The sequence below is a fragment of the Bacillus sp. ISL-35 genome (assembly GCF_018613355.1).
Classification (GTDB): Bacteria; Bacillota; Bacilli; order Bacillales; family Cytobacillaceae; genus Mesobacillus.
Window position 1 is genome coordinate 59,287 of record NZ_JAGGQK010000004.1, and the last position, 22,379, is coordinate 81,665.

At 43.2% G+C, this 22,379-nt stretch carries 20 protein-coding genes; 11 read left to right on the plus strand and 9 right to left on the minus strand.

Going from position 1 to position 22,379, the window contains the following annotated elements:
* Window positions 1-16: 16 nt before the first annotated feature.
* Together murA and spoIID are read left to right on the plus strand one after the other, a co-directional pair.
* Window positions 17-1,324: a UDP-N-acetylglucosamine 1-carboxyvinyltransferase gene (murA, locus tag J7E38_RS06475; RefSeq protein ID WP_214705980.1), complete on the plus strand. Its 1,308-nt coding sequence runs from the start codon at window positions 17-19 to the stop codon at window positions 1,322-1,324.
* 427 nt (window positions 1,325-1,751) lie between these two features.
* Window positions 1,752-2,780: a stage II sporulation protein D gene (gene spoIID / locus J7E38_RS06480; protein WP_214705981.1), complete on the plus strand. Its 1,029-nt coding sequence runs from the start codon at window positions 1,752-1,754 to the stop codon at window positions 2,778-2,780.
* 154 nt (window positions 2,781-2,934) lie between these two features.
* On the opposite strand, the gene J7E38_RS06485 is transcribed toward spoIID, so the two are convergent.
* Window positions 2,935-3,924, minus strand: coding sequence for a nuclease-related domain-containing protein (locus J7E38_RS06485; protein ID WP_214705982.1), 990 nt, complete (start codon window positions 3,922-3,924; stop codon window positions 2,935-2,937).
* A gap of 319 nt (window positions 3,925-4,243) precedes the next feature.
* Window positions 4,244-4,681: a VanZ family protein gene (locus tag J7E38_RS06490; RefSeq protein WP_214705983.1), complete on the minus strand. Its 438-nt coding sequence runs from the start codon at window positions 4,679-4,681 to the stop codon at window positions 4,244-4,246.
* Between the two features lie 197 nt (window positions 4,682-4,878).
* On the opposite strand from J7E38_RS06490, the gene spoIIQ reads away from it, so the two are divergent.
* The 9 genes from spoIIQ (at window position 4,879) to J7E38_RS06535 (ending at window position 15,514) form a co-directional block, all read left to right on the plus strand.
* Complete coding sequence (spoIIQ, locus tag J7E38_RS06495) at window positions 4,879-5,808, plus strand: stage II sporulation protein SpoIIQ (RefSeq protein ID WP_214705984.1); 930 nt, start codon at window positions 4,879-4,881, stop codon at window positions 5,806-5,808.
* Window positions 5,809-5,935: 127 nt separating this feature from the next.
* Complete coding sequence (locus J7E38_RS06500) at window positions 5,936-7,930, plus strand: penicillin-binding transpeptidase domain-containing protein (RefSeq protein ID WP_214705985.1); 1,995 nt, start codon at window positions 5,936-5,938, stop codon at window positions 7,928-7,930.
* 94 nt (window positions 7,931-8,024) lie between these two features.
* Window positions 8,025-8,591 (plus strand): hypothetical protein, encoded by a 567-nt coding sequence (locus J7E38_RS06505; RefSeq protein ID WP_214705986.1) that lies wholly within the window; start codon window positions 8,025-8,027, stop codon window positions 8,589-8,591.
* 73 nt (window positions 8,592-8,664) lie between these two features.
* Window positions 8,665-10,269, plus strand: a complete 1,605-nt coding sequence (locus J7E38_RS06510) for a gamma-glutamyltransferase family protein (protein ID WP_214705987.1) — start codon at window positions 8,665-8,667, stop codon at window positions 10,267-10,269.
* 310 nt (window positions 10,270-10,579) lie between these two features.
* Window positions 10,580-10,762 carry a hypothetical protein gene (locus tag J7E38_RS06515; RefSeq protein WP_214705988.1) on the plus strand — a complete coding sequence of 61 codons (183 nt, stop codon included), beginning with the start codon at window positions 10,580-10,582 and terminating at the stop codon, window positions 10,760-10,762.
* Window positions 10,763-10,923: 161 nt separating this feature from the next.
* Complete coding sequence (locus tag J7E38_RS06520) at window positions 10,924-11,226, plus strand: DUF4212 domain-containing protein (protein ID WP_214705989.1); 303 nt, start codon at window positions 10,924-10,926, stop codon at window positions 11,224-11,226.
* A 45-nt stretch (window positions 11,227-11,271) separates the two neighbouring features.
* The gene (locus tag J7E38_RS06525; RefSeq protein ID WP_215038276.1) at window positions 11,272-12,942 is read left to right on the plus strand and encodes a sodium:solute symporter family protein; all 1,671 of its coding nucleotides are present in this window, start codon (window positions 11,272-11,274) and stop codon (window positions 12,940-12,942) included.
* Entirely contained in the window at window positions 12,923-14,797 is a 1,875-nt protein-coding gene (locus J7E38_RS06530) for a DUF294 nucleotidyltransferase-like domain-containing protein (RefSeq protein ID WP_353049941.1), read from the plus strand. The genes J7E38_RS06525 and J7E38_RS06530 overlap by 20 nt, the downstream gene beginning before the upstream one ends.
* A 51-nt stretch (window positions 14,798-14,848) precedes the next feature.
* Window positions 14,849-15,514 (plus strand): 3'-5' exonuclease, encoded by a 666-nt coding sequence (locus J7E38_RS06535; protein ID WP_214705991.1) that lies wholly within the window; start codon window positions 14,849-14,851, stop codon window positions 15,512-15,514.
* A gap of 34 nt (window positions 15,515-15,548) precedes the next feature.
* Here J7E38_RS06535 and lepB read toward each other — a convergent pair whose 3' ends face one another.
* The 7 genes from lepB to J7E38_RS06570 all read right to left on the minus strand — a co-directional run bounded on the left by lepB (window position 15,549) and on the right by J7E38_RS06570 (window position 22,227).
* Window positions 15,549-16,133, minus strand: a complete 585-nt coding sequence (gene lepB, locus J7E38_RS06540; RefSeq protein WP_214705992.1) for a signal peptidase I — start codon at window positions 16,131-16,133, stop codon at window positions 15,549-15,551.
* Complete coding sequence (locus J7E38_RS06545; RefSeq protein WP_214705993.1) at window positions 16,130-16,768, minus strand: hypothetical protein; 639 nt, start codon at window positions 16,766-16,768, stop codon at window positions 16,130-16,132. The genes lepB and J7E38_RS06545 overlap by 4 nt, the downstream gene beginning before the upstream one ends.
* 64 nt (window positions 16,769-16,832) lie before the next feature.
* Complete coding sequence (locus tag J7E38_RS06550) at window positions 16,833-17,609, minus strand: hypothetical protein (protein WP_214705994.1); 777 nt, start codon at window positions 17,607-17,609, stop codon at window positions 16,833-16,835.
* Window positions 17,610-17,643: 34 nt separating this feature from the next.
* Complete coding sequence (locus tag J7E38_RS06555) at window positions 17,644-18,423, minus strand: hypothetical protein (protein ID WP_214705995.1); 780 nt, start codon at window positions 18,421-18,423, stop codon at window positions 17,644-17,646.
* Window positions 18,424-18,880: 457 nt separating this feature from the next.
* On the minus strand, window positions 18,881-20,035 hold the full coding sequence (locus J7E38_RS06560; protein WP_214705996.1) for an HD-GYP domain-containing protein: 1,155 nt from the start codon (window positions 20,033-20,035) through the stop codon (window positions 18,881-18,883).
* A gap of 16 nt (window positions 20,036-20,051) precedes the next feature.
* Entirely contained in the window at window positions 20,052-20,684 is a 633-nt protein-coding gene (locus tag J7E38_RS06565; protein ID WP_214705997.1) for a response regulator, read from the minus strand.
* Complete coding sequence (locus tag J7E38_RS06570) at window positions 20,677-22,227, minus strand: sensor histidine kinase (RefSeq protein ID WP_214705998.1); 1,551 nt, start codon at window positions 22,225-22,227, stop codon at window positions 20,677-20,679. The genes J7E38_RS06565 and J7E38_RS06570 overlap by 8 nt, the downstream gene beginning before the upstream one ends.
* Window positions 22,228-22,379 lie beyond the last annotated feature (152 nt).

The window sequence follows — 22,379 nt, forward strand, 5'->3', positions numbered from 1 at the left end:
GCGGAGGGGAATACACTTGGAAAAAATCATCGTCCGCGGCGGACAAAGGCTAAGCGGTTCTGTAAAGGTTGAAGGAGCTAAGAATGCCGTCTTGCCTGTTATCGCTGCAACATTATTAGCAAGTGACGGAAAAAGCGTAATTCGTGATGTGCCAACTCTCTCCGATGTATATACCATCAACGAAGTATTACGTTCTTTAAACGCCGTAGTGGAGTTTGAAAATAACACGATTACAGTAGATGCATCCAGAGAGTTAAAAATTGAAGCACCTTTTGAGTATGTTCGTAAAATGCGTGCTTCTGTATTGGTTATGGGATCCCTGCTTGCCAGGAACGGCCGTGCTCGCGTAGCGCTGCCAGGCGGCTGTGCAATCGGTTCCCGTCCTATCGACCAGCACCTTAAAGGCTTTGAAGCAATGGGTGCGACAGTCAAGGTAGGCAACGGTTTTATCGAAGCCGAAGCAGTCGATGGTCTGCACGGAGCTAAAATATACCTCGATTTCCCTAGCGTTGGCGCTACGGAAAACATCATGATGGCTGCTGTCCTTGCAAAGGGTACAACAACCATTGAAAACGTCGCAAAAGAACCAGAAATCGTCGATCTTGCCAACTTCCTTAACAAAATGGGAGCGAAGGTAAAAGGCGCAGGCACTGGCACGATCAAGATTGAAGGTGTTGAAGTACTGTTTGGTGCTGACCACAACATTATTCCTGACCGAATCGAAGCAGGAACTTTCATGGTTGCGTCTGCCATCACTGGTGGAAACGTGCTTGTAAAAGGCGCAGTCCCAGAGCATCTTTCTTCATTAGTAGCGAAGATGGAAGAAATGGGCGTTACCATCATCGAGGAAGAAGATGGTCTTCGTGTCATCGGGCCTGAAAAATTGAAAGCAGTCGACATCAAGACGATGCCGCATCCTGGATTCCCGACGGATATGCAGTCACAAATGATGGCCTTGCTATTGCGTGCACAGGGAACAAGCATGATCACCGAAACTGTTTTCGAAAACCGATTCATGCATGTGGAAGAATTCCGCCGCATGAACGCAAACATCAAAATCGATGGCCGCTCTGTCATCATGAACGGACCATCTGACCTTCAGGGAGCCGAAGTGGCAGCAACTGACCTGCGTGCCGCGGCATCACTCATCCTGACTGGCCTTGTAGCAGATGGAGTTACACGCGTAACGGAACTGTATCACCTGGACCGCGGCTATGTGGACTTCCATCATAAGCTTGCAGCACTGGGCGCAGACATCGAACGCGTCAGCGAAGTAGAAGAACAGCCAGTAACTGAAAAATTAGTCTCAGACATGAACGCATAAATAATACTGCTCATAAAACCGGAGAATTATGCTTTAACGTATAGTTCTGCGGTTTTTTGATTTTTGATTGGGTTTTTTAAGGGCTCTTTTCTCTAACCTTGTTGCTATTGACTACAAATAGGATGGAGTTACCTAAGTTTCTCCACAAAAGAAATGCTTATTAAGAGAAAAGAGCTTGCCAACTTAGTACCGACCTACAAAATGGCTTTATCACGTTAAAATCGGCTTTAGGATTTTAACAATCATCTTTACGAAAACAGCCTTTCAAAAAATATTTGTCCAATTTCGACCGACTTATTATGAACTTTTTAAAAGAAAATATGCAAATTGCGAGCTTTTTCATTTTCTGTCATAAAAGCTTGTCCGCCTCCATATGAATGGAATGAGACGGTTAACGGCCGTAAAATTTCATAATGGAGGCTTTTCTATGTTAAAATTCAAACCAATCATCGTACTAGCTGCAATCCTTTTCGCGGTCACACTCTTGATTCCATCCTTGCTCGTCCTCCCTTTTATGGAAGATAAGGCAGGCGGGAAGCTTGGAGAAGAGCTGCAAAATGAAGCAAAGGAGGCTGCCGCTATGCCAACAGCAGATTCAGCAATCGAGGTGGCTGTCTACCGGACAGCGCTATCCAAAACCGAAAAGCTTCCACTTGATGACTACTTAATTGGCGTCGTAGCCGCTGAAATGCCAGCCGAGTTCGAGCTTGAGGCATTGAAGGCACAGGCACTGTCAGCGAGGACCTATTATGTAAAACAAATGCTGAGCCCGAATAAAGTTGGCGTTCCTGAGGGTGCACAGCTGAATGATACCGAAATCCATCAGGTTTTTAAAAATAAAGAAGAGCTGAAAAAGCAGTGGGGTACCGACTATAAATGGAAGATGAAGAAAATTGCCGAGGCAGTAAAAGCCACTGACGGCCAGGTGCTTACCTACGATGGATCACCGATCGACGCCACCTTTTTTTCAACATCGAACGGTTTCACAGAGAACTCAGAGGAATACTGGTCAAATTCACTGCCATACTTGCGCAGCGTAGAAAGTCCTTGGGATTTGAAGTCTCCGAAGTTCCGCAGCCAGGAAGTGAAGACAGTGGCCGAGGTTGAGTCTAAATTAGGAGTCAAGCTGCCGAACTCTGCGGAAATTGGCAAAGTCATCTCCAGGACCACCGGGAATCGCGTTGCAAAAATTGATATCGGAGGCAAGGTCCTGACCGGAAAAGAGGTTCGTGATAAACTTGGCCTGCGTTCAAGCGACTTCAGCTGGGAACTCAAAGGCAACAACGTCATCATCACCACCGAAGGCTTCGGCCACGGCGTCGGCATGAGCCAATACGGAGCCAACGGCATGGCCACAGAGGGCAAGAACTATCAGGATATTGTTAAGCACTACTACAAAGGCGTCGAGATTAGTGAAGCGGATAGTATGCTGGCTAAGGTGACGGCGAAGAAATAAGAGCAGGTTACCGCTGCCGCAGCGATAAACACAATAATGACCAGGCCAGGGCGAAGAGCAACCCTGGCTTTTTAGCGCGGGTTGGGGTGGTGGTTTGACTTATTATTTCTTCGCGAGTTTAGGATGACAATTTTCTATGCCGAGTTCCAGAATGTTATTTTTTCGCGGAATCGAAAAAGGTCTCGATATTTGGAGGCATGTGGTAGGTGCGGCCATGAGTAGTGCCAGTGAAGGGGAGATTTAATGAAATCAAAAGATCACTGGCTGTTTTTGAAGATATACCAATGCAAAATTCTCTACACATCTGATTTTTAATTGTTGGACTAATGAGGAGGAAAAACTCTTTTACAGTTTTATGGTGAGCTGTTTTGGATTTATGTTCACACACAGGACAACGCCAGACCCACTTTTCGCGCTTCATCCCATATGTTAAACAAGACGGGCATTGAACCCCCTTTTGAAGGTCGTCTGGAGTGAGGGAATATTGTTTCAGAAGGTCAGGGTGGTGTGGAGAATGATTCTTTACAAGTGACTTGGATAACTTTTTTATTTCTTTGTCAGTAAAATTTGGATTTGTGGTGGTATCGTCGATCTGAAGAACGCGATTTAATAATACATCCCCTTTTACTATTAAGTTATTCAGGGATCGGTCACTTACCTTGATAATGGTTGAGGAATTGCTGATTGCAACGAGATGGTATAGGGGTGGAACACTGAATTTACGGCTCTTCAGCCATCTCTTCAAATGCCAGGATTGCATTAGAACCTGGTTAATGGGGTTATCGTATGATTTCTCTTGGTCATTCTTTGTTTGAATCATTTGTTCAGAATGTTTGTCGAAGAAAAGGGTGCCGGAATAGGCTTTGGTTTCAATTAGGAGGATATAACGAAGAGTTAAAATGAGGGTATCAATCTGGAAGTGCCACTTTTCATCTTGAAGGCGTAAATCCCTGAATATATGGAAACCTTTTTCAGGCAGAAAACTTAAGCGGTAATCCGTTTGCAGTTCACCTCTGTATCCAGCACGCCAGGCTTTGTAATCTTGTTCAATGATTGGGATTTTAGGATGATTTGGTATGATTCTTTCCATTAAAGCCTCATACATGAGAAGACGGATGGGATATGGTCTTTCTTTTTCAATCAAATTGGTCACTTCCCTATTAGTTTTTATATGCATTCTTTATTTTCACTCCGAATACCTGCGGATATAATGGTTTTATTATGAAAGTTTTATGTCCGAAGTAACTAACCACATTATAATTCTACGGTTGGGAGCGATAATTTAACGGTTGCAGCCAATAATCTAACGGTTATAGCAAATAATTTAACGGTTGAGGAAAAAAATTTAACGGTTGGATTAAATGCCTGTGCGAAGTCACTACTTAAAAACATGAAGCCAGCCCCAATCCAAAGGCCAGCCCCTTAAAAACCGTAATTAATAACCATCTTAATAATAACCCCACCTAAATTCCCCGAACTCTCGCCTCAATCCCGCGCAAAACCCTTCCCAGCTTCACAAACTTGCCGCTGAAGTAGGCATGATGAATGAAGTGTGATGCCGCTAAAACCCCAATTACGTCTTTTATAAAATCAATGACGGTGGCGGATCGGTATGGGACGAAGCTTTGATGGATTTCGTCTAGCAGGCCGTACAGGATCGCAACTCCCATGAAGGCAAAGCTTAATGCCGGGGTGAAGCGCCCGGTCGTCAGCACGGCCAGGACGAGCAGCACGTACAGGATGCCAAACTCAACGAGATGGAGTGATTCTTTTAAAAAGCGGTCGACGCCCCGGTCTGGCAGCTCGATGACCGCGGTATCAGGCAGGCTGGACATAATCCAGATCGCTGCCATATAGGCAAAAGGAAGAATGCGTAAAATCCATACAAATAACTTTTTCATGATAAAACCTCACTTTATAGGGTAACCCCAACATAGCGGAAAGCGGAACCCACCCGATATTTAGCCGCTAAAAACCCGCCAAAAAACTTTTTTGCATAAAATCATCACCTTTGTCGAAAAATAAGCAGTAAAAAATTTTTCAACTCTATGTATATATTTTTTCGCTTCTGTTCAAACTGATTGCTGAGGTGATGAAAATGAGAGAGGAAGAAAAAAGATCTTCTCAAGACAAAAGCAAGAACAGCTTTTTCAAGAAGCGGTGGGTGTATCCAACAGTTTATATTGCTAGTGCCGCAATCATTCTAACTGGTGTCCTTTGGTATCAAAACAGCGCGAGCGATCGACTGGATCAGTCGGAATACAAAGCGACTGACATGCCTGGCAAAAAGATGAATGACCAGCCTGCAGTTGAAGTAAACCGCGCGATGGAGAACTTCGTAATGCCAGTGGTGAGTGAAGACGATGCTGTCATCCAAATGGGATTCTACGATAATGACAGCGACTCGGCAGAGCAAGAAGCAGCTCTAGTGTTCTATGATAATACTTACCATCCGAACACTGGACTGGACATTGCAGCAAAAGACGGCAAGGAATTTGATGTAATCGCGTCACTTAGCGGTACTGTCAAGAATGTCATGGAAGATGCTGTACTTGGAAATGTCATTGAAATCGAGCATGACAAGGGTATTGTAACACAATATCAGTCAGTAAAAGACTATGAAGTTAAGGTTGGCGACGAGGTTGAGCAAGGACAAGTCATTGCGAAGTCCGGTACAAGCCTGATCAATGAAAAGGCTGGCAACCACGTACACTTTGAAATCCGCAAGGACAATGTACCTGTCAATCCGCATGAGTACTTCAACAAGCCGATGAGCGCGTTGCAGGATGCCAATGTGACAGAAGAGAAGGCTTCATCTGATGCAGATGCAGGAAAGTCTGAAGATGCTGTCGAGGGAGATGCTGAAGGAACCACTCCATCTGAAGAAGGTGTAGAGGATACAACTCCAGCAGAAGAAAAGCCTGCTGAAGATGGCTCTGATAAAAAAGACGCTGGACAAGATGAAGACAAGGATGCAGGCGAAGACAAAGACTCTTCAACTGACTCTGACACTTCAAGCAACTCTTAATAAAATCAAAAATTTTGGAACCCGCCTGGTTTTAAAGGCGGGTTTTTTTATTGGAATAATAAGAAATACTCCAAGCTTATCCAAATGGTAATTCTGTGGTAAAATCAGACAGGAGGAGGGGATACATATGAAACGGACTTTATTGATTATCATGTCGGTCCTGATCGCCGCTATCATTTCAGGCTGCAGCAAGGAACCGACTCCCGAAGAACGGTTTTCACAGTATGTGAAGCTATGGAATGACCAGAAGTTTGATGAGATGTATGGATTTTTATCAGCGGAAGCGAAGGATTCCATCACAAAAGAGGAATTCGTCTCTCGCTATAATAAAATTTATCAGGATTTGGAGATAGACAAGCTCAAGGTCAGCTACAAACAACCTGAGGAAGAAAAGGAACACGAAGAGAACGCGGAGCTTCCTTTTTCGGCAAAAATGGAAAGTGCGGCTGGCCCGATTGAATTCGACCACAATGCCACTCTTGTAAAAGAAAAACGTGATGATGATACAAATTGGTATGTGGACTGGAACACGACCTATATTTTTCCTGAGCTTGGAGCAGGAGATAAGATCAGCTTCAAGAATGTCCAGGCTGAACGCGGCAGTATTCTTGACCGTGATGGAAACGGACTCGCGATCAACGGCACGGCTGTCCAGGTCGGAGTAGTCCCGGGGGAGCTTGGAGAGCAGAAAGAACAGACAATCACAAAAGTGGCGGAACTGCTCGATATGTCCGAAGAGCAAATCAACAAGGCGATGAGCGCCGGCTGGGTAAAAGATGACCTGTTTGTTCCATTGAAGAAAATTTCCAAGGAAGACAAAAGTCTGCATGAAAAACTGTTTTCGATGGATGGCGTGAGAAGCCAGGAGGTGGGGGCTCGTGAATATCCATACGGAGCAGCATTGTCCCACTTGATCGGCTACGTCGGCCCAATCACAGCCGATGACCTTGAAAAGCTGGAGGGCAAGGGGTACACCGCAACCGATCTCATTGGCCGCCGCGGACTTGAACAGGTTCTGGAGGAGCAATTAAAAGGAACAAACGGTGTCAGGATTTCAATCGTGAAGGAAGACGGCACGGCCAAGACACTTGCCGAAAAACAAGTGGAAAACGGGAAGGACGTCAAGCTGACCATCGATGTAGTCGCACAGCAGCAATTGTATGATCAGCTAAAAGGAAAAGCCGGTACGGCATCAGCCATCAATCCGGCTACTGGCGAAACCCTGGCCCTTGTCAGCGCACCAGGCTTCGACCCGAATGAAATGACGCTCGGAATCTCGCAAAGCAAACGGAAAATACTAGAGGAAGACCCGCTCAAGCCATTCCTCAACCGTTTCAAGTTGACCTATGTACCAGGGTCAGTGATGAAGCCGATCACCGCGGCAATCGGCCTTGAGAGCGGCAAGCTCAAGACGGATACTGCGTTTGAAATCACGGAGAAACAATGGCAAAAAGACGCTTCTTGGGGCGGGTACAAAGTGACCAGGTATTCAAATGTGGTAGGGAATATCAACCTTGAAAAAGCGCTGGTCTATTCAGATAATATTTACTTCGCGCGTGCTGCGCTTGGAATGGGACAGGATACTTTTACAGAAGGACTGAAGAAGTTCGGCTTTGAAGATCAGCCGGAATATTTATACCCTATGGAGCCGTCACAAATCGGCAAAATCGACAGCGAGATGAGGTTAGCTGACTCTGCCTATGGCCAGGGACAGATTGAAATGAATATCCTCCATCTAGCAACCACATATTCGCCATTCGTGAACAAGGGCAATCTGATCAAGCCGATTTTGAATATGGAGGATGAGCAGGGACAGGTGTGGCAGGAAGGCATAGTCAGCGCGGAAAATGCTGCCACGATAAACAGCATGCTGACAAAGGTCATCACCGATCCAAAAGGAACCGCACACAACGGACTGATTGCCAATTATCCGCTCGCGGGTAAAACGGGCACCGCAGAAATCAAAGAGAAGCAGGGTGAAAAGGGCAAAGAACTTGGATGGTTCGTCGCCTACAATCCGAATGCAGCCGATATGATCGTCGCAATGATGATCGAGGACTCTGGATCCAAAGATGTTGTTTCGAGAGTGAAGGCGTTTTATGAGCTAAAAATGGGACAATAGGAAGTCCGGCCGAAATTGGCCGGGCTTTTTTATGAAACCAAATAGGTGATAAATACCTAGTAAAATCATCTTAAAAGAATAAGGACTGAATTAATTGAAGCAAAAAAATGATGATTTAATAGGTCAAATTTTCTCCAGATTATTTTTAGCCTTCCTATTCAACTTAATTGGCAGCGTAATGCCGCAGTGGTCGCCTTTCATATTTAAAGTGAACATGGCACTCATTTTATTAGGAACAATCGTCTCTATTGTTATCTATCATAAAGTCTCCGATGCAAGAACCATGTGGAACCGGGTTGGTTTTGTATTATTCATGCTAATGGGATTCTTTATGGTTACTCCTTTTTTAAGGATTGCTGTAGAGACTTCAATCTTTTGGATTTTGCTAGCAGCGTACCTACTTTACATAGTGAACTTTATTTTAAGATATTTAGATGTTTTTCATGGTGTATCGGTGCCTGGATTATCAAGGAATAGGCATAAGATGATTTGGATAACCTTCGTTTTATTCATAGGTTCATTCTTTTTGGTAAATGAAAATGGAAATATTGTATTGCAAATTTTTAATACTGATGCCCCTCCTCTTTTATTTCTGATTTTCTTTTATCTTGGTGGATTGGTAATGACATTAGCAGCATTTACTCTACTCATTGATAATTAACTTTTTGATTTCGAATTTTCAATTATTTTGGTATAATATTTCGCAAGACGAAAAAAATATTGGGGGAATCAGAATGTCTTTGCATACATATCCATATCCGTCCCAGCGAATGGCGGCGGTGGCGCGCAATGGGATGGTCGCTACATCACAGCCGCTTGCTGCGCAGGCTGGGCTTGATATTTTAAAAAAGGGCGGCAACGCGATTGATGCGGCGATTGCGACAGCGGCATGCCTGACGGTCGTTGAACCGACTTCGAACGGGATTGGCGGCGACGCATTCGCACTTGTTTGGGTGAAAGACAAGCTATATGGCCTGAATGCGAGCGGTCCTGCGCCGCAATCGATTTCGATTGAAAAGCTGAAAGAGCTTGGCCATGAAAAAATGCCTTCACATGGCTGGATTCCGGTCACGGTTCCGGGGGCGCCATCTGCCTGGGCAGAACTATCGAAAAAGTTCGGCCGTCTGCAGCTTACGGAAGTTTTGCAGCCGGCAATTGATTATGCCCGTAATGGCTATCCGCTGACTCCGATTCTCGCAAAATATTGGAAGGGTGCTTACAATGCTTACAAGAGTCGTTTCCAGGGCGAGGAATACGATGAATGGTTCCGTGTTTTCGCTCCTGAAGACAGGGCTCCTGAAGCGGGCGAAATGTGGAAATCGGAGGACCATGCGAATACCCTCCAGGAAATCGCTGAAACGAATGGAGAAAGCTTTTACAGGGGTGCACTTGCTGATAGAATCGCAGAAGCCTCCGCAAAAGCGGGCGCATTCTTAAGTAAGTCTGATCTTGAAAACTATCATCCGGAATGGGTTGAGCCCATCTCAGTATCCTACCGAGGGCACGAGGTCTGGGAGATTCCGCCGAACGGCCAAGGGATCGTAGCGTTGATGGCATTGAATATTTTAAAAGGGTACGAGTTTACACATCGTGATGATGTCCAGGGTGTCCACCGTCAGCTCGAAGCGATGAAGCAGGCGTTCACGGATGGCAAGGAATATGTCACCGACCCTAGGACGATGCAGGCAAAGGTAGCGAACCTGTTATCAGAGCAGTATGGTGAGGAAGCGAGAGCTAAAATCTCCGATGAAGCAAGAATGCCTGAACCAGGTACTCTTCCTAAAGGCGGAACTGTTTATCTATCTGCTGCGGATGATGAAGGCAACATGGTATCGTTCATCCAGAGCAACTATATGGGCTTCGGCTCTGGTGTGGTCGTTCCGGGAACAGGCATCGGCCTGCAAAACCGCGGACATGATTTCTCGCTTGACCCAAATCATGCGAACGCGCTTGCTCCTGGCAAGAAGACATACCATACGATCATTCCTGGTTTCATCACGAAGGACGGCGAGGCAGTTGGTCCTTTCGGCGTAATGGGCGGCTATATGCAGCCGCAGGGACATGTCCAGGTTGCGATGAACATGATCGATTTCGGTATGAATCCACAGGCTGCGCTTGATGCGCCTCGCTGGCAGTGGATCAGCGGAAAGCAGATTGAAGTTGAACATCATTTTCCGAACCATATCGTTAAGGAACTCGCCGCACGCGGGCATCAAATGAAGGTGGCGTACGATGGCGGTGGTTTCGGCCGCGGACAGGTCATTATCCGTGATCCGAAGACCGGAGTCCTGACTGGCGGAACCGAAATGAGAACCGACGGCGCCATTGCCTGCTGGTAACATTATATTCTATTGAAGGAATACTCCATCGCGAGTGTTCCTTTTTGCTATTCTGTAAAATCATTACAAACAGCCCATTTCTCTGGAAGCAATGAGAAAAAATTTTTTTCGACAATCTCCTTAACCTGCAATCCCTATAAACCCTTACTGTTACTGACGAATTTACCACGGTATGTAAAATATCGACATAGTAAGCGATTACATTTTTTAAACATAATGTATTGACCAGCCTGGACATTATATGGATAATTAAATTAAATTTTCCAAAGATTTTGTTAAATGACAAAATTTTAGTATTGGAGGAATCAACTTGATTATTTTAATCGGACTGCTGGTGATTACTGGCATCAGCTTGTTCCTGGGCTTAAGGAAAAACAAGGTAATTTTTCTGGCAGTCCCGTTCCTGAGCATCTTTCTCTACTTCCTCATCCAGATCATCATGGTCCCGGCCCCATTTTTCGAAACATTAAAATTCATCTTCAGTCTAAGCTAAATTTTTTCCCGGAATTAAATTGGTATCAACCTTGCCTGGCGCAGGGTTCATATAATTAAAATTTTAAAAAAGGAGTGGGGAAGCTTTTAGAATGTTAGGCTGTGTCCGTCAATCATAAAGGATTATACAAAGGGGATTAGCAAAACCAAAGGGGTGTAAATGTGAAGAAAATTGATAAGTCAGTTGCTGACGCGTATTTCCGTGAAAAAACCCGTAACATGATCGTTTATTTCGCTATCTGGTTTCTCGTTTCGTTCGGCGCAGTATTGATTGCCGAGCCTCTGAGCGAGATTTCAATTGGCGGCTTCCCGTTCCACTACTTCATGGGAGCGCAGGGTGCGGTTGTGACGTTCATCATTCTGCTGTTTGTCAACGCGAAGCTTAGCGACAGCATCGACAAGAAGTATGGAATCGACGAAGAGAAGAACGTCAAGCTGAGCGAAGGAAAGAGCCTGGATCATTAAGCCTTAGGAAAAGACAAAAAGACCGTTTGAATAAGGGGGAGAACTTTGGATACACAATTCTTGGTCTCATTATCTATTATTTTAGCTACATTCGGTTTGTATATCGGGATTGCGATTTACAATACTGCTAAACAAACGTCTGACTTCTATGTTGCCAGCCGCGGCGTCCCGCCAATCTTCAACGGCATGGCAATCGGAGCTGACTGGATGAGTGCTGCTTCCTTCATCGGGATGGCCGGTACGATCATGCTGCTCGGCTATGACGGCCTGGCGTATATCATGGGCTGGACGGGCGGATATTTGCTTCTGACCTTCCTGCTGGCGCCACAGCTCAGGAAGTATGGGCGCTACACGGTTCCTGAATTCATCGGTGACCGCTACAATAGCCATACAGCACGCGTTATCGCCGCAATCTCCACAATCATCATCAGTTTTACCTATTCGATCGGCCAGCTTTCCGGTTCCGGAGTGGTTATCGGGCGGCTGTTCGAAATCGATGCGAAGCTCGGCACGATGATCGGGGTTGTCCTGATTGCATTCTACGCTGCTTTCGGAGGTATGAAAGGAATTACCTGGACACAGGTTGCCCAGTATATCATTTTGATCATTGCCTACCTGATTCCGGTTATCTTCATGTCCCTGCAAATCACAAGCAGCCCGCTTCCATGGCTTTCTTATGGCGAGCTGGTCGGGAAAATGGGTGAGCTCGACCGTGAGCTTGGAATTTCCGAATACTTTGCGCCATTCACGAACGGCACGAAATGGCAGTTCCTTGCCCTTATGTTTACCTTGATGGCTGGTACGGCGGGCCTTCCGCACGTAATCGTACGTTTCTATACTGTATCAACGATGAAAGCGGCTCGCTGGTCAGGCGCATGGGCACTTCTTTTCATCGGCTTGCTTTACCTGTCTGCACCTGCGTATGCAGCATTCTCACGTTTCATCCTGATGACAAAGGTAGCTGGCAGCAAAATCAGCGAGCTTCCTGCCTGGACAAAAACGTGGGTCGATACTGGCAAGCTTCAAGTGGCCGACGGAAACGGTGATGGAATCCTTGAGTGGGGTGAATTGATCATCTCCAACGATATCGTCGTTATGGCAACACCTGAAATCGCCAATCTTGGCGTGTTCGTCATCGGCCTCGTAGCGGCAGGCGCTATGGCCGCGGCCCTTTCTACAGCTGGCGGCTTGATGATCGCGATTTCATCAGCATTTGCGCACGATATCTACTACCGTGTCATGAAACCAAGCGCTACAGAGAAAACTCGTCTGAACGTAGCGCGTATCTCGATCGTTGTAGCGACTTTATTTGCTGGCTTGATTGCCCTTAATCCTCCTGGAGCAATTACGCAAATCGTTGCCTGGGCCTTTGCGCTTGCCAGTGGTACATTCTTCCCGGCACTGATCCTGGGTGTCTGGTGGAAGCGTTCAAATGCACAGGGTGTCATCGCCGGAATGGTTATCGGTCTGGCTGTGACATTGGGATATATTTTCGCGGCCAAGTACGGCGGCTACACGATTCTTGGCATCATCGACACCGGTGCTGGTGTATTCGGCGCTTCAGCAGCGATTTTAGCAAACGTCATCGTATCGCTTGCGACTCCGGCTCCATCGCAAAAAATTCAGGAAGAAGTCCTCGACCTTCGTTATCCTGAACAGATGACTTACAAGAACGGCGAAGTCTGGATGAATGATGATGGAAACAAAGCGCTATAAAGAAATCTGGAAGGCCGTGCAGTTCCACCCCCTGTTTCAGGGGTTGGATGAACGCACGGCCCTTTCCCTTGTCGAGGAGTGCGAAGCATTTTCCTATGGGAAGAAGGAAATGATGCTCCAGGCGGATACACCACGCCAGGGGCTTTTGTTGATTTTACAAGGAATTGCCGAGGTATTCGTGACAAATGCCGCCGGGCAGGAGGAAGTATTGGAGGTCATCCAAAAAGGGGAGATCGTCGGTTTTTCAAGCCTCGCAGAATTCCTTGGTTTCGTAAAGTCCGATAAAACACAATCCAATGTTGAAGTCAGGGCAGTTGATGATGTCTGGGCCCTGCTCATTCCTTTTTCCGTTCTGGCAAAAAGATGGGATGACCAGGATGTCCATGACTATCTGCTGACACAGGTGTCCATCCGGCTAAAAGATGTGTATGGGTCGCTTGCCGAACAGGTAAAAAGGGCCAGGGGAATCGGCGAGGGCAAGGCGATTTTAGCGAGGGTACAGGAAATGATGTCGGAAAGCATCGTCTCGGTTTCCCCGGAAACAAGCATAAAGGACACAGCCCGGAAAATGTCCGAGCTTAAAACGAGCTCTGTGCTTGTCCTGGAACAGCAAGAGCTGAAGGGAATCATCACCGAGCGGGACATCGTCGGCCGGGTGGTGGCGAAGGGATTGTCATTTAATGAACCATCAAGGCTCGTGATGACTGAGGACCTGGTGACGATTTCCAGGTTCGCTTATTATTATGATGCTTTCTCAGAAATGCTTTTGAACGGTATCAAGCATTTGCCAGTCGTTGACCATGGCCAGGTAACTGGTATCGTGACATTGACGGACCTGCTCCGGAAAAAGAATGACAGTGTGATGAGGACAATTAAGAAAATCGAGGAAGCAAATGAAGCGAGCATGCCTGAAGTCAAAGCGGCAATCTATGAAATTACCGATACACTGCTTAGGGACTCTGTCCCTGCATTGGTGCTGCTTGATATCGTAACGAAGCTTTATGACAGATTGATAGGCAGGGCAGTCGAGCTATCCGTTGCAGCACTGGGGGAGCCGCCTGTGCCTTTTGTGTTCTACTTGATGGGGTCGGCCGGCCGCGGTGAGCAGTTCATGCTGACAGATCAGGATCATTTTCTTGTGTATGGCGAAACGAAGGAGCATGTGTACTTTGAAAAATTAGGCGCGGAAATTACCGCAAAGCTCGAAGCCGCCGGTTATGCCCGCTGCAAAGGCCTGATGATGTCGAGTGAAGAGCAGTGGAGGGGAAGTGTGCTGCAATGGCAGGACCGTGTCCGGAAGTGGATGCTGCAATCGACGAATGAAAACATCCTGCTGGCCCAGAATTTTTTCTCCTACCGTTTTGCGGCGGGAAGCGAACAACTGAACAAAGAATTCGAAGCAAAAATCACCGAGCTGCTCGACCGCTCTAAAATCTTCCTGTATCGCATGGTCCAGGCAGAAAAAGAGCAGGAAATACCGACGCTCGATGAACCGATCCGTGCACTGTTCAGGCTTGGCCGTAAAAGCATCGACATGAAAAAAGAGGTTCTGTTCCCATTCCATCATAGCCTGCAGATCCTCTCTCTCTATCACGGCGGAATCCCAGGAATGCCCATCGAGAAAATTGAAGCATTAAAGCAGAAAGGCATTTTTACCGAAGGATTCACACAAGACCTAAAAGAAGCCATCAGCCATGTACTCGACCTCTATATCAGGCAAAGATGGACAAATAACGAAGGCAGCACCATTCTATCATTCGCAACCATGTCCACCAGACAAAAAGATGAACTCATCCTGAGCCTGCGCACACTCCGCGAACTGCAGGGAATGGTATATGCTAGATTCTCAGGTTGAGAACGATAAATTTCGGGTGATGACAGGCACCGAAGTGGAAAGGAGGCTGGCATGTTTTTTCAAAAAAGGAGTATTTCCTGCCCGCTTTTGTACGAGAAAATTCCTTTATCGACTGAAATCGATGATCTTGCTTTTATTGTTTTCGACACGGAGACAACTGGTTTTCAGGTGGCGACTACTGATCGGCTCATTGAAATTGGCGCGGTTCCAGTAAAGGGCCTGAAGGTGATGGAAAATGACCGTTTTCAGACATATGTGAACCCTGAGCGACAAATTTCTCGGGAAATAATTGAGTTGACGTCGATTACCAATGAAAAGGTGGCCTGCGCTCCAAAGGCGTCTGAAGCGATCTCTGACTTTTTTGATTACGTCGAATCCCATGAAACAGTTTGCCTTGTCGGCCACTATGTCGGTTTTGACCATCTCGTGCTGAAAAGTGAACTGAAACGGGAAAAGCTGGCGCTGAAAAAGCTGTTCACCATCGATACACTCGACCTGATCGGTTTCATTGCCCCGTCCTATGATATGCGCGATCTGGAACGATACGCTATGGCATTCGGGACAAGGATTTATGACCGTCACAGCGCCATCGGCGACGCATTGACGACAGCATACCTGTTCACCGAGCTGCTGCAGCAGTTCAAGGACAGGGGACACTCCACCTGGGGTGAGCTGATCAAAGCCACTGACAGCCAGATGCGGTCGATGCAGTTTTGAGTATAGAAAAAAGTGCAGTGGAATACTGCACTTTTTAAAGATCCAAAGGACCTGCTATTTTGTAAAAAGGGAATAATGATAGAATTGGATATCCTTTTACACTTGTATTAGGAATTGGTCCTACTGTGGGGTCCCGGCTATCAAGACTCTCACCAGGTGTCCTATTGTCCCCCATAACAAATATATGATCTTCTGGTACAATGATGGGATCCATGTCATTGGGTATGCCCATGGCGTATAATTCTGGGATTGCTAAGTTATTTACGTAAACCTTACCGCCGCTTATAGAGATGGTATCACCAGGTACGCCTATAACCCTTTTAACAATGTAAAATTGTTGATGATTTTCTTTCACTACAACTACATCACCGTATGATGCTTTTGTTATGTGAGAAGCCAATTTATTAGTTAATAAATAACTTCCATCCTTTAACGAAGGTTCCATTGAATATCCACTGACCTGAACGATTCCGATGCCAAAAGAAAAGATAATATAAAAGACAATGAGAAAAATAACATATTGAACTAATCCCAAAAATTTCTTTTTAATTTTAGTTTTATTTGTAGAATTCTCCGCTATAGAAGGCATCGTATCACCTTCCCCCATAATTATTCTCATTCTGGTTTGCCTTCCTTCTTGACGTCGGTTTCAGAAACGGTTTGATTGCTAGGTTGGATCATTGTGCTTGTTTCTTCCGTTGGCTCTTCGTTTGTTACAGTTGCTTGTTTTTCTTCTGTCTTAGTTTCATTATTTGGAAGCTCATCTGTCTCTTGCTGATTATTTTCAGTTGCTGTTTTCTCTTTATAGGTTCCAGGACTATTAACAACATTAAGCATTTCCTGCTCAGCGTTTTTTTGAATCTCAGAAAGCTGTTTTAGTAAATTGTTTTTTTCTTCTTCATTTGAAAACTGTATTTTGTTCATTAATTGTTCGCTATAATTTCTAACTGCTTCAATATGGGTTTGCTTCTGCTTTTCAGCAAACTCATCCATATCCTTAGAGGATTCTTTCATTTTTAATTGGACTTCTTCCCTCAAGCGTTCTTTTTGAACTTCGACTTCGGTTCTTACAGACAGGTCAATATTCTTTAATGCAGCCTGGGTCTTTGTTTCATACCAGTTTTGAAGCTTAGCTTGAATATCTTCATCTGCGAACGAAACATTCATGGTTAAAATCGCCATCGTACTTAAGGAGACAAGTCCAACTAGAAATTTCTTATTCTTTTTTCTATGTGTCTTCTTTCTTGGCATCATCTCAATCTCTCCTCATTAAAAAAGGTTGTGTCTGAGGCCAAGGATGGCCCCAGACAGCATTTAATTAATTATTAATTCCGTTTACTAGAGCATCAAGGTCAGCTTTTGCAGCTGCTTCGATTTCTGCACCTTTTTCAATAATCAACTTTGTATTAGCTTCTTCCAAAGCTTCAATTAATGTTGTGATTTCACCGCGAACTTTTACGATTTGTGCATCGAAGTTAGCTTTAAGTTCCGAAGTAGCAGCGGCTTTTTCTTCACCAACTAATCGTTCTAATTCTGCTTTCGCGGCTGTGATTTCAGCTTCGAGTGCAGCAACAGCATCAGTTTTAGTTTCTGTTACTTCTGTATTAACGTAGCCGACTGACTCTGCACCTTGAGCATTTACAGCAGTAGTGATTTCATTTTTAGCACTATTAGCTTCCTGTCCCACATAATAATTAACCGTTCTGTTAAGGCTGGAGACGGCTTGGTCAAATTGTCCTGGCATAGCAGCTGTGATTGCTGCTTCTTTAGTATTGATTGCCTCTACATGACCTGCTAATGCTGAATTAATTTCTCCGTTTGCACGATCAACTTCATTTTTTCCTGCTGTAGCAACGTTTGTTACAGCTGCATTCTTTAGATTGTCTTTTTCTTGCATTAAACTATTCTTCTGGCCCCTTGCATAGTTGTAAACTTCGATTGCTGATTGTTGTTTTGCAGTATTGAATTGCTTACTGTACCAATTCTGCAACTGTGTTCCAGCATCCGTGTTAGCAAATGCTGTTCCCATTCCACTTAATAATCCAACTGTTACTACTCCTGCAACGACTTTACCTTTAACTGTTTTTAATACCATTTTGTTTTTCCCCTTTCAATTTTAAAAAGTTATATTAGTTTAATGAGCTTATTACCGAATTCAATTCATTTTTGGCATCCTGTTCAATTGTTGTTCCAGCATCAGTGATCTGAGTTTTTAACAACAATTCCAATTCTTCAGTTTCCTTCGAGATTTCAGCTTTTTTTGTAGAAATCTGTTGGTCCAGGTTAGCCTTCATAGCATCACTTGCTGCTTCTTTTTCAGCTGCTATCAACAATTCAAGGTCTTCTTTAGAACTTATGATTTTGGTATCCAGTTCCTGGATAGCATCTGATTTGGTGCTTTCCATAGAAGATGATGAATCGCTAACGACACCATCTAGTTCATTTGTGACCTCTTCGATGAATATTTCTGCTTGATCATTTATGTAGTTGTTAACTTCTGTGTTTTTGCTGCTGACAAATGTATCGAAGTCTTTACTAATTTGCGATCCGTTCGATGCATACTCTCCTTCGCCGGTGAGAAAATCCGTCTTGTTCCATAACTGCTCTAAGTAATTACTGCTATGAACAGTAATTTGTGAGAATTTCTTGAGGAAGGTTCTGTTTGCAAACTTCTCTATATCCTCATTTGTCTCCTGAGTCAACCTTTCCTGTTCTGCTTCAAGAGAAGGAAGAATGGAAACAGCGTAGTCTTTTATGGAAGTTTGAACCTGCTTGGTAGTTTTTTGATAGAATTCATCATACCAGCTGCTTAATTTTTCTCCTGTATTCGTATTGGCGAATGCTGTACCAATTGAGATCGTTGAAATTGCAGTCATTGTAACAGCGAAAGTTTTAAAGGATTTTTTCATCTTCAACCTCCTTTCATTGTCCTCGTTGCTGTTAATCTAATAGTAGTCTCTTTCAGAAATTGTTTGTATCCTGCATGGGGTTGAATCTCGTTGCTGTCGGTATGATTTGAAAAGTCATACTGAAGGATGAGAGGGGGTACGACTTTTGGAGAAAAGAAAAAAGAACACAGGATTATGTGTTCTTTTTACTTAGAAACCAGTCTTAAGTGGTGAACCGGAAGTTTTTGGTTAATATGATGGATTCGTTTTCGCCTGGTGCTTAAATCCGCTTTGCAATAGGGGCATTGCCATTTCCCTCGCTGGATACTGCTGTATGAATACCCATTGCATTTAGGACATTTCTTCTGATACAAGTCTACTCCTCCACTTTTTTTCTTCATCATATCAACGGGTGATAGGATTTTCTATCATCTGGAGTATGAATTCAGCTCATACCGAAGTAGGATGGAGTGAAGAGCTAACCTACCAATTTATCTGCGTGTAAATCAGAAGTCTCGATTTCGAGTGCATCCGCTAATACATTTACAATATCTTCACGATAAGCTTGCCCTTTAAGTTTGTAAATCTCTTGATAAGCTTCTTGCTTTGATAGTGCCTGTCGATAGGATCTCGATGTTGTCATTGCCACGTAACTTTCAGTAACGGCTATTAATTGCGAGAAGAAGGAAATTTGGCTGCCGGAAAGCTGTTCAGGATATCCTGTCCCATCTAGTCTTTCGTGATGATGCATGAAAGCGGTTTTAATATGTTCCAAATCTGAAAAGCCATTAATCAATTCTGCACCCATAAAGCAGTGCTCTTGAATAATTTCATATTCAAACCGAGTAAGTGTGTCTTTCTTTTCAAACATATAATCCGGCCAATTGATTCTGCTGACATAATGAAGGAGAGAAACTAAATCAATTTCCCAATCTGTTATTTTTTCTTGTGGAAAGTACTTGGCCAGGCTCTTCATAAGACAACGAAATTCCTCAATCTCATTTCGTGTTGTATGCGATTTTCTTTCCACTATTGGTGTCAACGTATGTAAAACCTGAAATATATATCGTTTGTTCTTTTCATTGACCATCGCTTCGTTATTGTTATTCATGTTATGCAGATAGGTTAAAATGATTAAACCTGCAGCGCAGCTGAAAAATGAAAAGAAACTTCTGCCTAGAATCATTAAAAAGGATGCTTGTGTCTCCTCATTCATAATACTGGGATCGATAAAATAATAAAGATGGAAGAGAACCAGGTAAATGCTTACCCAAACTTTAAACACCTCTTCACTAGCCAGAATCCCTAATATGAGAGGGTAGTATAGTAAAACAATCCATATGTCGGAAAAAAGGAGCGGGTTATAAAATGCTATAAAAAAAAACAATAAACATGAGAAAAAAGCAATTAAGTGATCAGATTGTCTTTTGGGTAACAGTGATTTTTTATATAGAAAGTAAAAGCTCCAATGAAAAACCATACTTGCGGAAAATCCTAGAAAAAGTGAGAGTGTGAATTCGTTTTTTAAAAATCCCCAACATATCCCACCGATTAGTGATCCGCTGGTCATCAGCAGGGAGGTTATGAACAAGATTTGGCCTCCTACACTTTTTTGGTCAGCTAAATACTTCATTTAGGTCCCTCCATTTCTATATGGTTACTAGTCCTTCTTTTAACGCATACAGAACAGCTTGTGACCGATTAGACTGTCCGGTTTTCCTTAATATACTGCTTACATGTGTTTTTACTGTAGCTTCGGATATAAATAATGCATTCGCAATTTCTTGATTACTTAAATTCTCGACAATAAGCTGGAAAATCTCCTTTTCTCGCTCAGTAAAGGAAAGAACTGATTCAATTTCTTTCTTTTCTTCTTTTGCAGTTCTAATTCGTTCGACTTTCGGTTGAAAGCAGGAGTATCCCATTAAGACCATATTAATGGTATTAATAATTTGTTCGGGTAATGTATCTTTCATAATATAACCATCTATTCCCCGGTCAAGTGCAAGGTAGATGTCTTCGCTATCATCAAAAGCTGTAAGGACGATGATTTTTGTATCAGGTGTTACACTTTTAATTTTCATACAACTATCAATAATTGAGACACCTGGCATTTTTAAATCAGATATGATTAAATCTGGCTTGTTAAGGCAGGCAGCCTCCAGTAAGTCATCACCATTTGCGACATCCCCAATAATGTTAAATTGAGAAGTGCTTTTTAAGATTAGTTTCAGTCCATCTTTTACAATTTGGTGATCATCTGCAAGGATCACGTTATGCATATGCTTGGCCCCTTTCACTAGGTATGACTGCAATGATTTCTGTACCTTTGAATGGTTCAGTTTTCAAGTAAAGATTTCCGCCAAATTGTTCCACGCGTTCTCGGATTCCCCTTAATCCATAAGAACCTTTCTTATTGCTATCCTGATTAAAGCCAACTCCATTATCTTCTATTTTTATAGTCCATTGCACAGAAGTAACGTTAAGGGAAATGTATAGTTTAGAAGCATTGGCGTGTTTCTTGACATTGTTTATTGCTTCTTCCATAACTCGGTAGATAGATTTTTCAAAGTCTATCGATTCTGCTGTTAAATTACCAGTATTTTCATAATAAACCTGGATAGATGTTTCATTTATGGTACGATTGATCAACTGTTGAATGGCTTCTGCCAGATTGCTTGACTGGTTATGCTCATCTCGTAAATCCCTGATGAAGTTACGGACCTCAAGGTGGGATGATTTCAATTGGTCTTCCATATTAGTAATTACACTTTTTAACTCTGGATTGATATTTTCGGGCATGTTGTTCTTTAAGTGAAAGATTTGCGCGGATAAAAAGAATAGCTGCTGAGCCAATCCATCATGCATATCTTGAGCCATTTTCTTTCTTACGGTTTCTCTTAAAGAAGCAGATACCTCATTTCTAAGATCCGCTTTAGATAAATAGAGTGATAGAAAGACAGTAAGAATATAGAGATATGTATATTGATATCTTTTTATCCGTCCCTTATTTGGAAGTGCTAAAAGGATTCCACCATTAATTTGCTTTTCATTATGTATTGGAAAGTAAAAGAAATCAGTGGTTTTTCCGGTGAATGATTGTAGTTCTATGTATTCGGGTTTCTTTAATAAAAAAAGTTGTTTTTCCATATATAGTCTATTTATGTAATGTCTTTCCCAGTCTTTATGAGTACCTTTTTGATTTGTCCAGCAAATGAATGCATCATCTGCTTTAAATACATTGACCATTAATTTCTCTGCTTTCACTTGTACAGTAGAGAAACTTTGCTCATAAGTTAAGCTCCGTATAAATTGAAAAATTGAATATAATATCCGATGGTTTTCTTTGATTAACCAAGAAGAATAATTCATAAAGAGGATAAACCACATGAAGAAAAAGAAATAAATGGTGAATTCAACTTGATTGCTCCAAAAACTATACCCGTCCTGCTGGGTAAGGAAAAAAGTAAAACTAACAGCCAGAAAGTATCCAATCATGGTAAGTATTGAATACTTATTGTCTGTGATGGTTTTTAACCAAATAAGTGTAGTGAGTGAATATAGAATCACTGGATTCATACCTTGTTCTGTAACAAACAAAAAAATCAGGCTATATATAAGATCGAAAGTGATTAAGAATACGATTATTTTTTTGCTATTGTTAAAGAAAATACTTAATGTGTAGATAAAATTTGCTGCAATGAGTACAATGATCCACCCATATTCATTGGATTCAAATGTGGAATATGTTAAAAAGCCAATTATCAACAAAATCCACCGGAAAATAAACAAATAGGTGTTCATTTCTCTTGAGAAATTAGTCATATTTACTCAAAATACCTCCAATATTATCCATAAACTAATGGTACAGTACTATATGGGGTAAAACAAGAGTGTATTTTGTCGAAAAATGAATATTTGCGAAATTTTCAAAATAAGAGCGTTAAACGGATTTTTTAAATAAAAAAAGGAGCAAA

Bases quoted from the DNA above. Each gene is read 5' to 3' on its own strand.
- spoIID (WP_214705981.1), top strand. From the start codon at position 1,752: ATGTTAAAATTCAAACCAATCATCGTACTAGCTGCAATCCTTTTCGCG.
- J7E38_RS06490 (WP_214705983.1), bottom strand. From the start codon at position 4,681: ATGAAAAAGTTATTTGTATGGATTTTACGCATTCTTCCTTTTGCCTAT.
- spoIIQ (WP_214705984.1), top strand. From the start codon at position 4,879: ATGAGAGAGGAAGAAAAAAGATCTTCTCAAGACAAAAGCAAGAACAGC.
- J7E38_RS06500 (WP_214705985.1), top strand. From the start codon at position 5,936: ATGAAACGGACTTTATTGATTATCATGTCGGTCCTGATCGCCGCTATC.
- J7E38_RS06510 (WP_214705987.1), top strand. From the start codon at position 8,665: ATGTCTTTGCATACATATCCATATCCGTCCCAGCGAATGGCGGCGGTG.
- J7E38_RS06530 (WP_353049941.1), top strand. From the start codon at position 12,923: ATGGAAACAAAGCGCTATAAAGAAATCTGGAAGGCCGTGCAGTTCCAC.
- J7E38_RS06535 (WP_214705991.1), top strand. From the start codon at position 14,849: ATGTTTTTTCAAAAAAGGAGTATTTCCTGCCCGCTTTTGTACGAGAAA.
- lepB (WP_214705992.1), bottom strand. From the start codon at position 16,133: ATGAGAATAATTATGGGGGAAGGTGATACGATGCCTTCTATAGCGGAG.
- J7E38_RS06545 (WP_214705993.1), bottom strand. From the start codon at position 16,768: ATGATGCCAAGAAAGAAGACACATAGAAAAAAGAATAAGAAATTTCTA.
- J7E38_RS06550 (WP_214705994.1), bottom strand. From the start codon at position 17,609: ATGGTATTAAAAACAGTTAAAGGTAAAGTCGTTGCAGGAGTAGTAACA.
- J7E38_RS06555 (WP_214705995.1), bottom strand. From the start codon at position 18,423: ATGAAAAAATCCTTTAAAACTTTCGCTGTTACAATGACTGCAATTTCA.
- J7E38_RS06560 (WP_214705996.1), bottom strand. From the start codon at position 20,035: ATGAAGTATTTAGCTGACCAAAAAAGTGTAGGAGGCCAAATCTTGTTC.
- J7E38_RS06565 (WP_214705997.1), bottom strand. From the start codon at position 20,684: ATGCATAACGTGATCCTTGCAGATGATCACCAAATTGTAAAAGATGGA.
- J7E38_RS06570 (WP_214705998.1), bottom strand. From the start codon at position 22,227: ATGACTAATTTCTCAAGAGAAATGAACACCTATTTGTTTATTTTCCGG.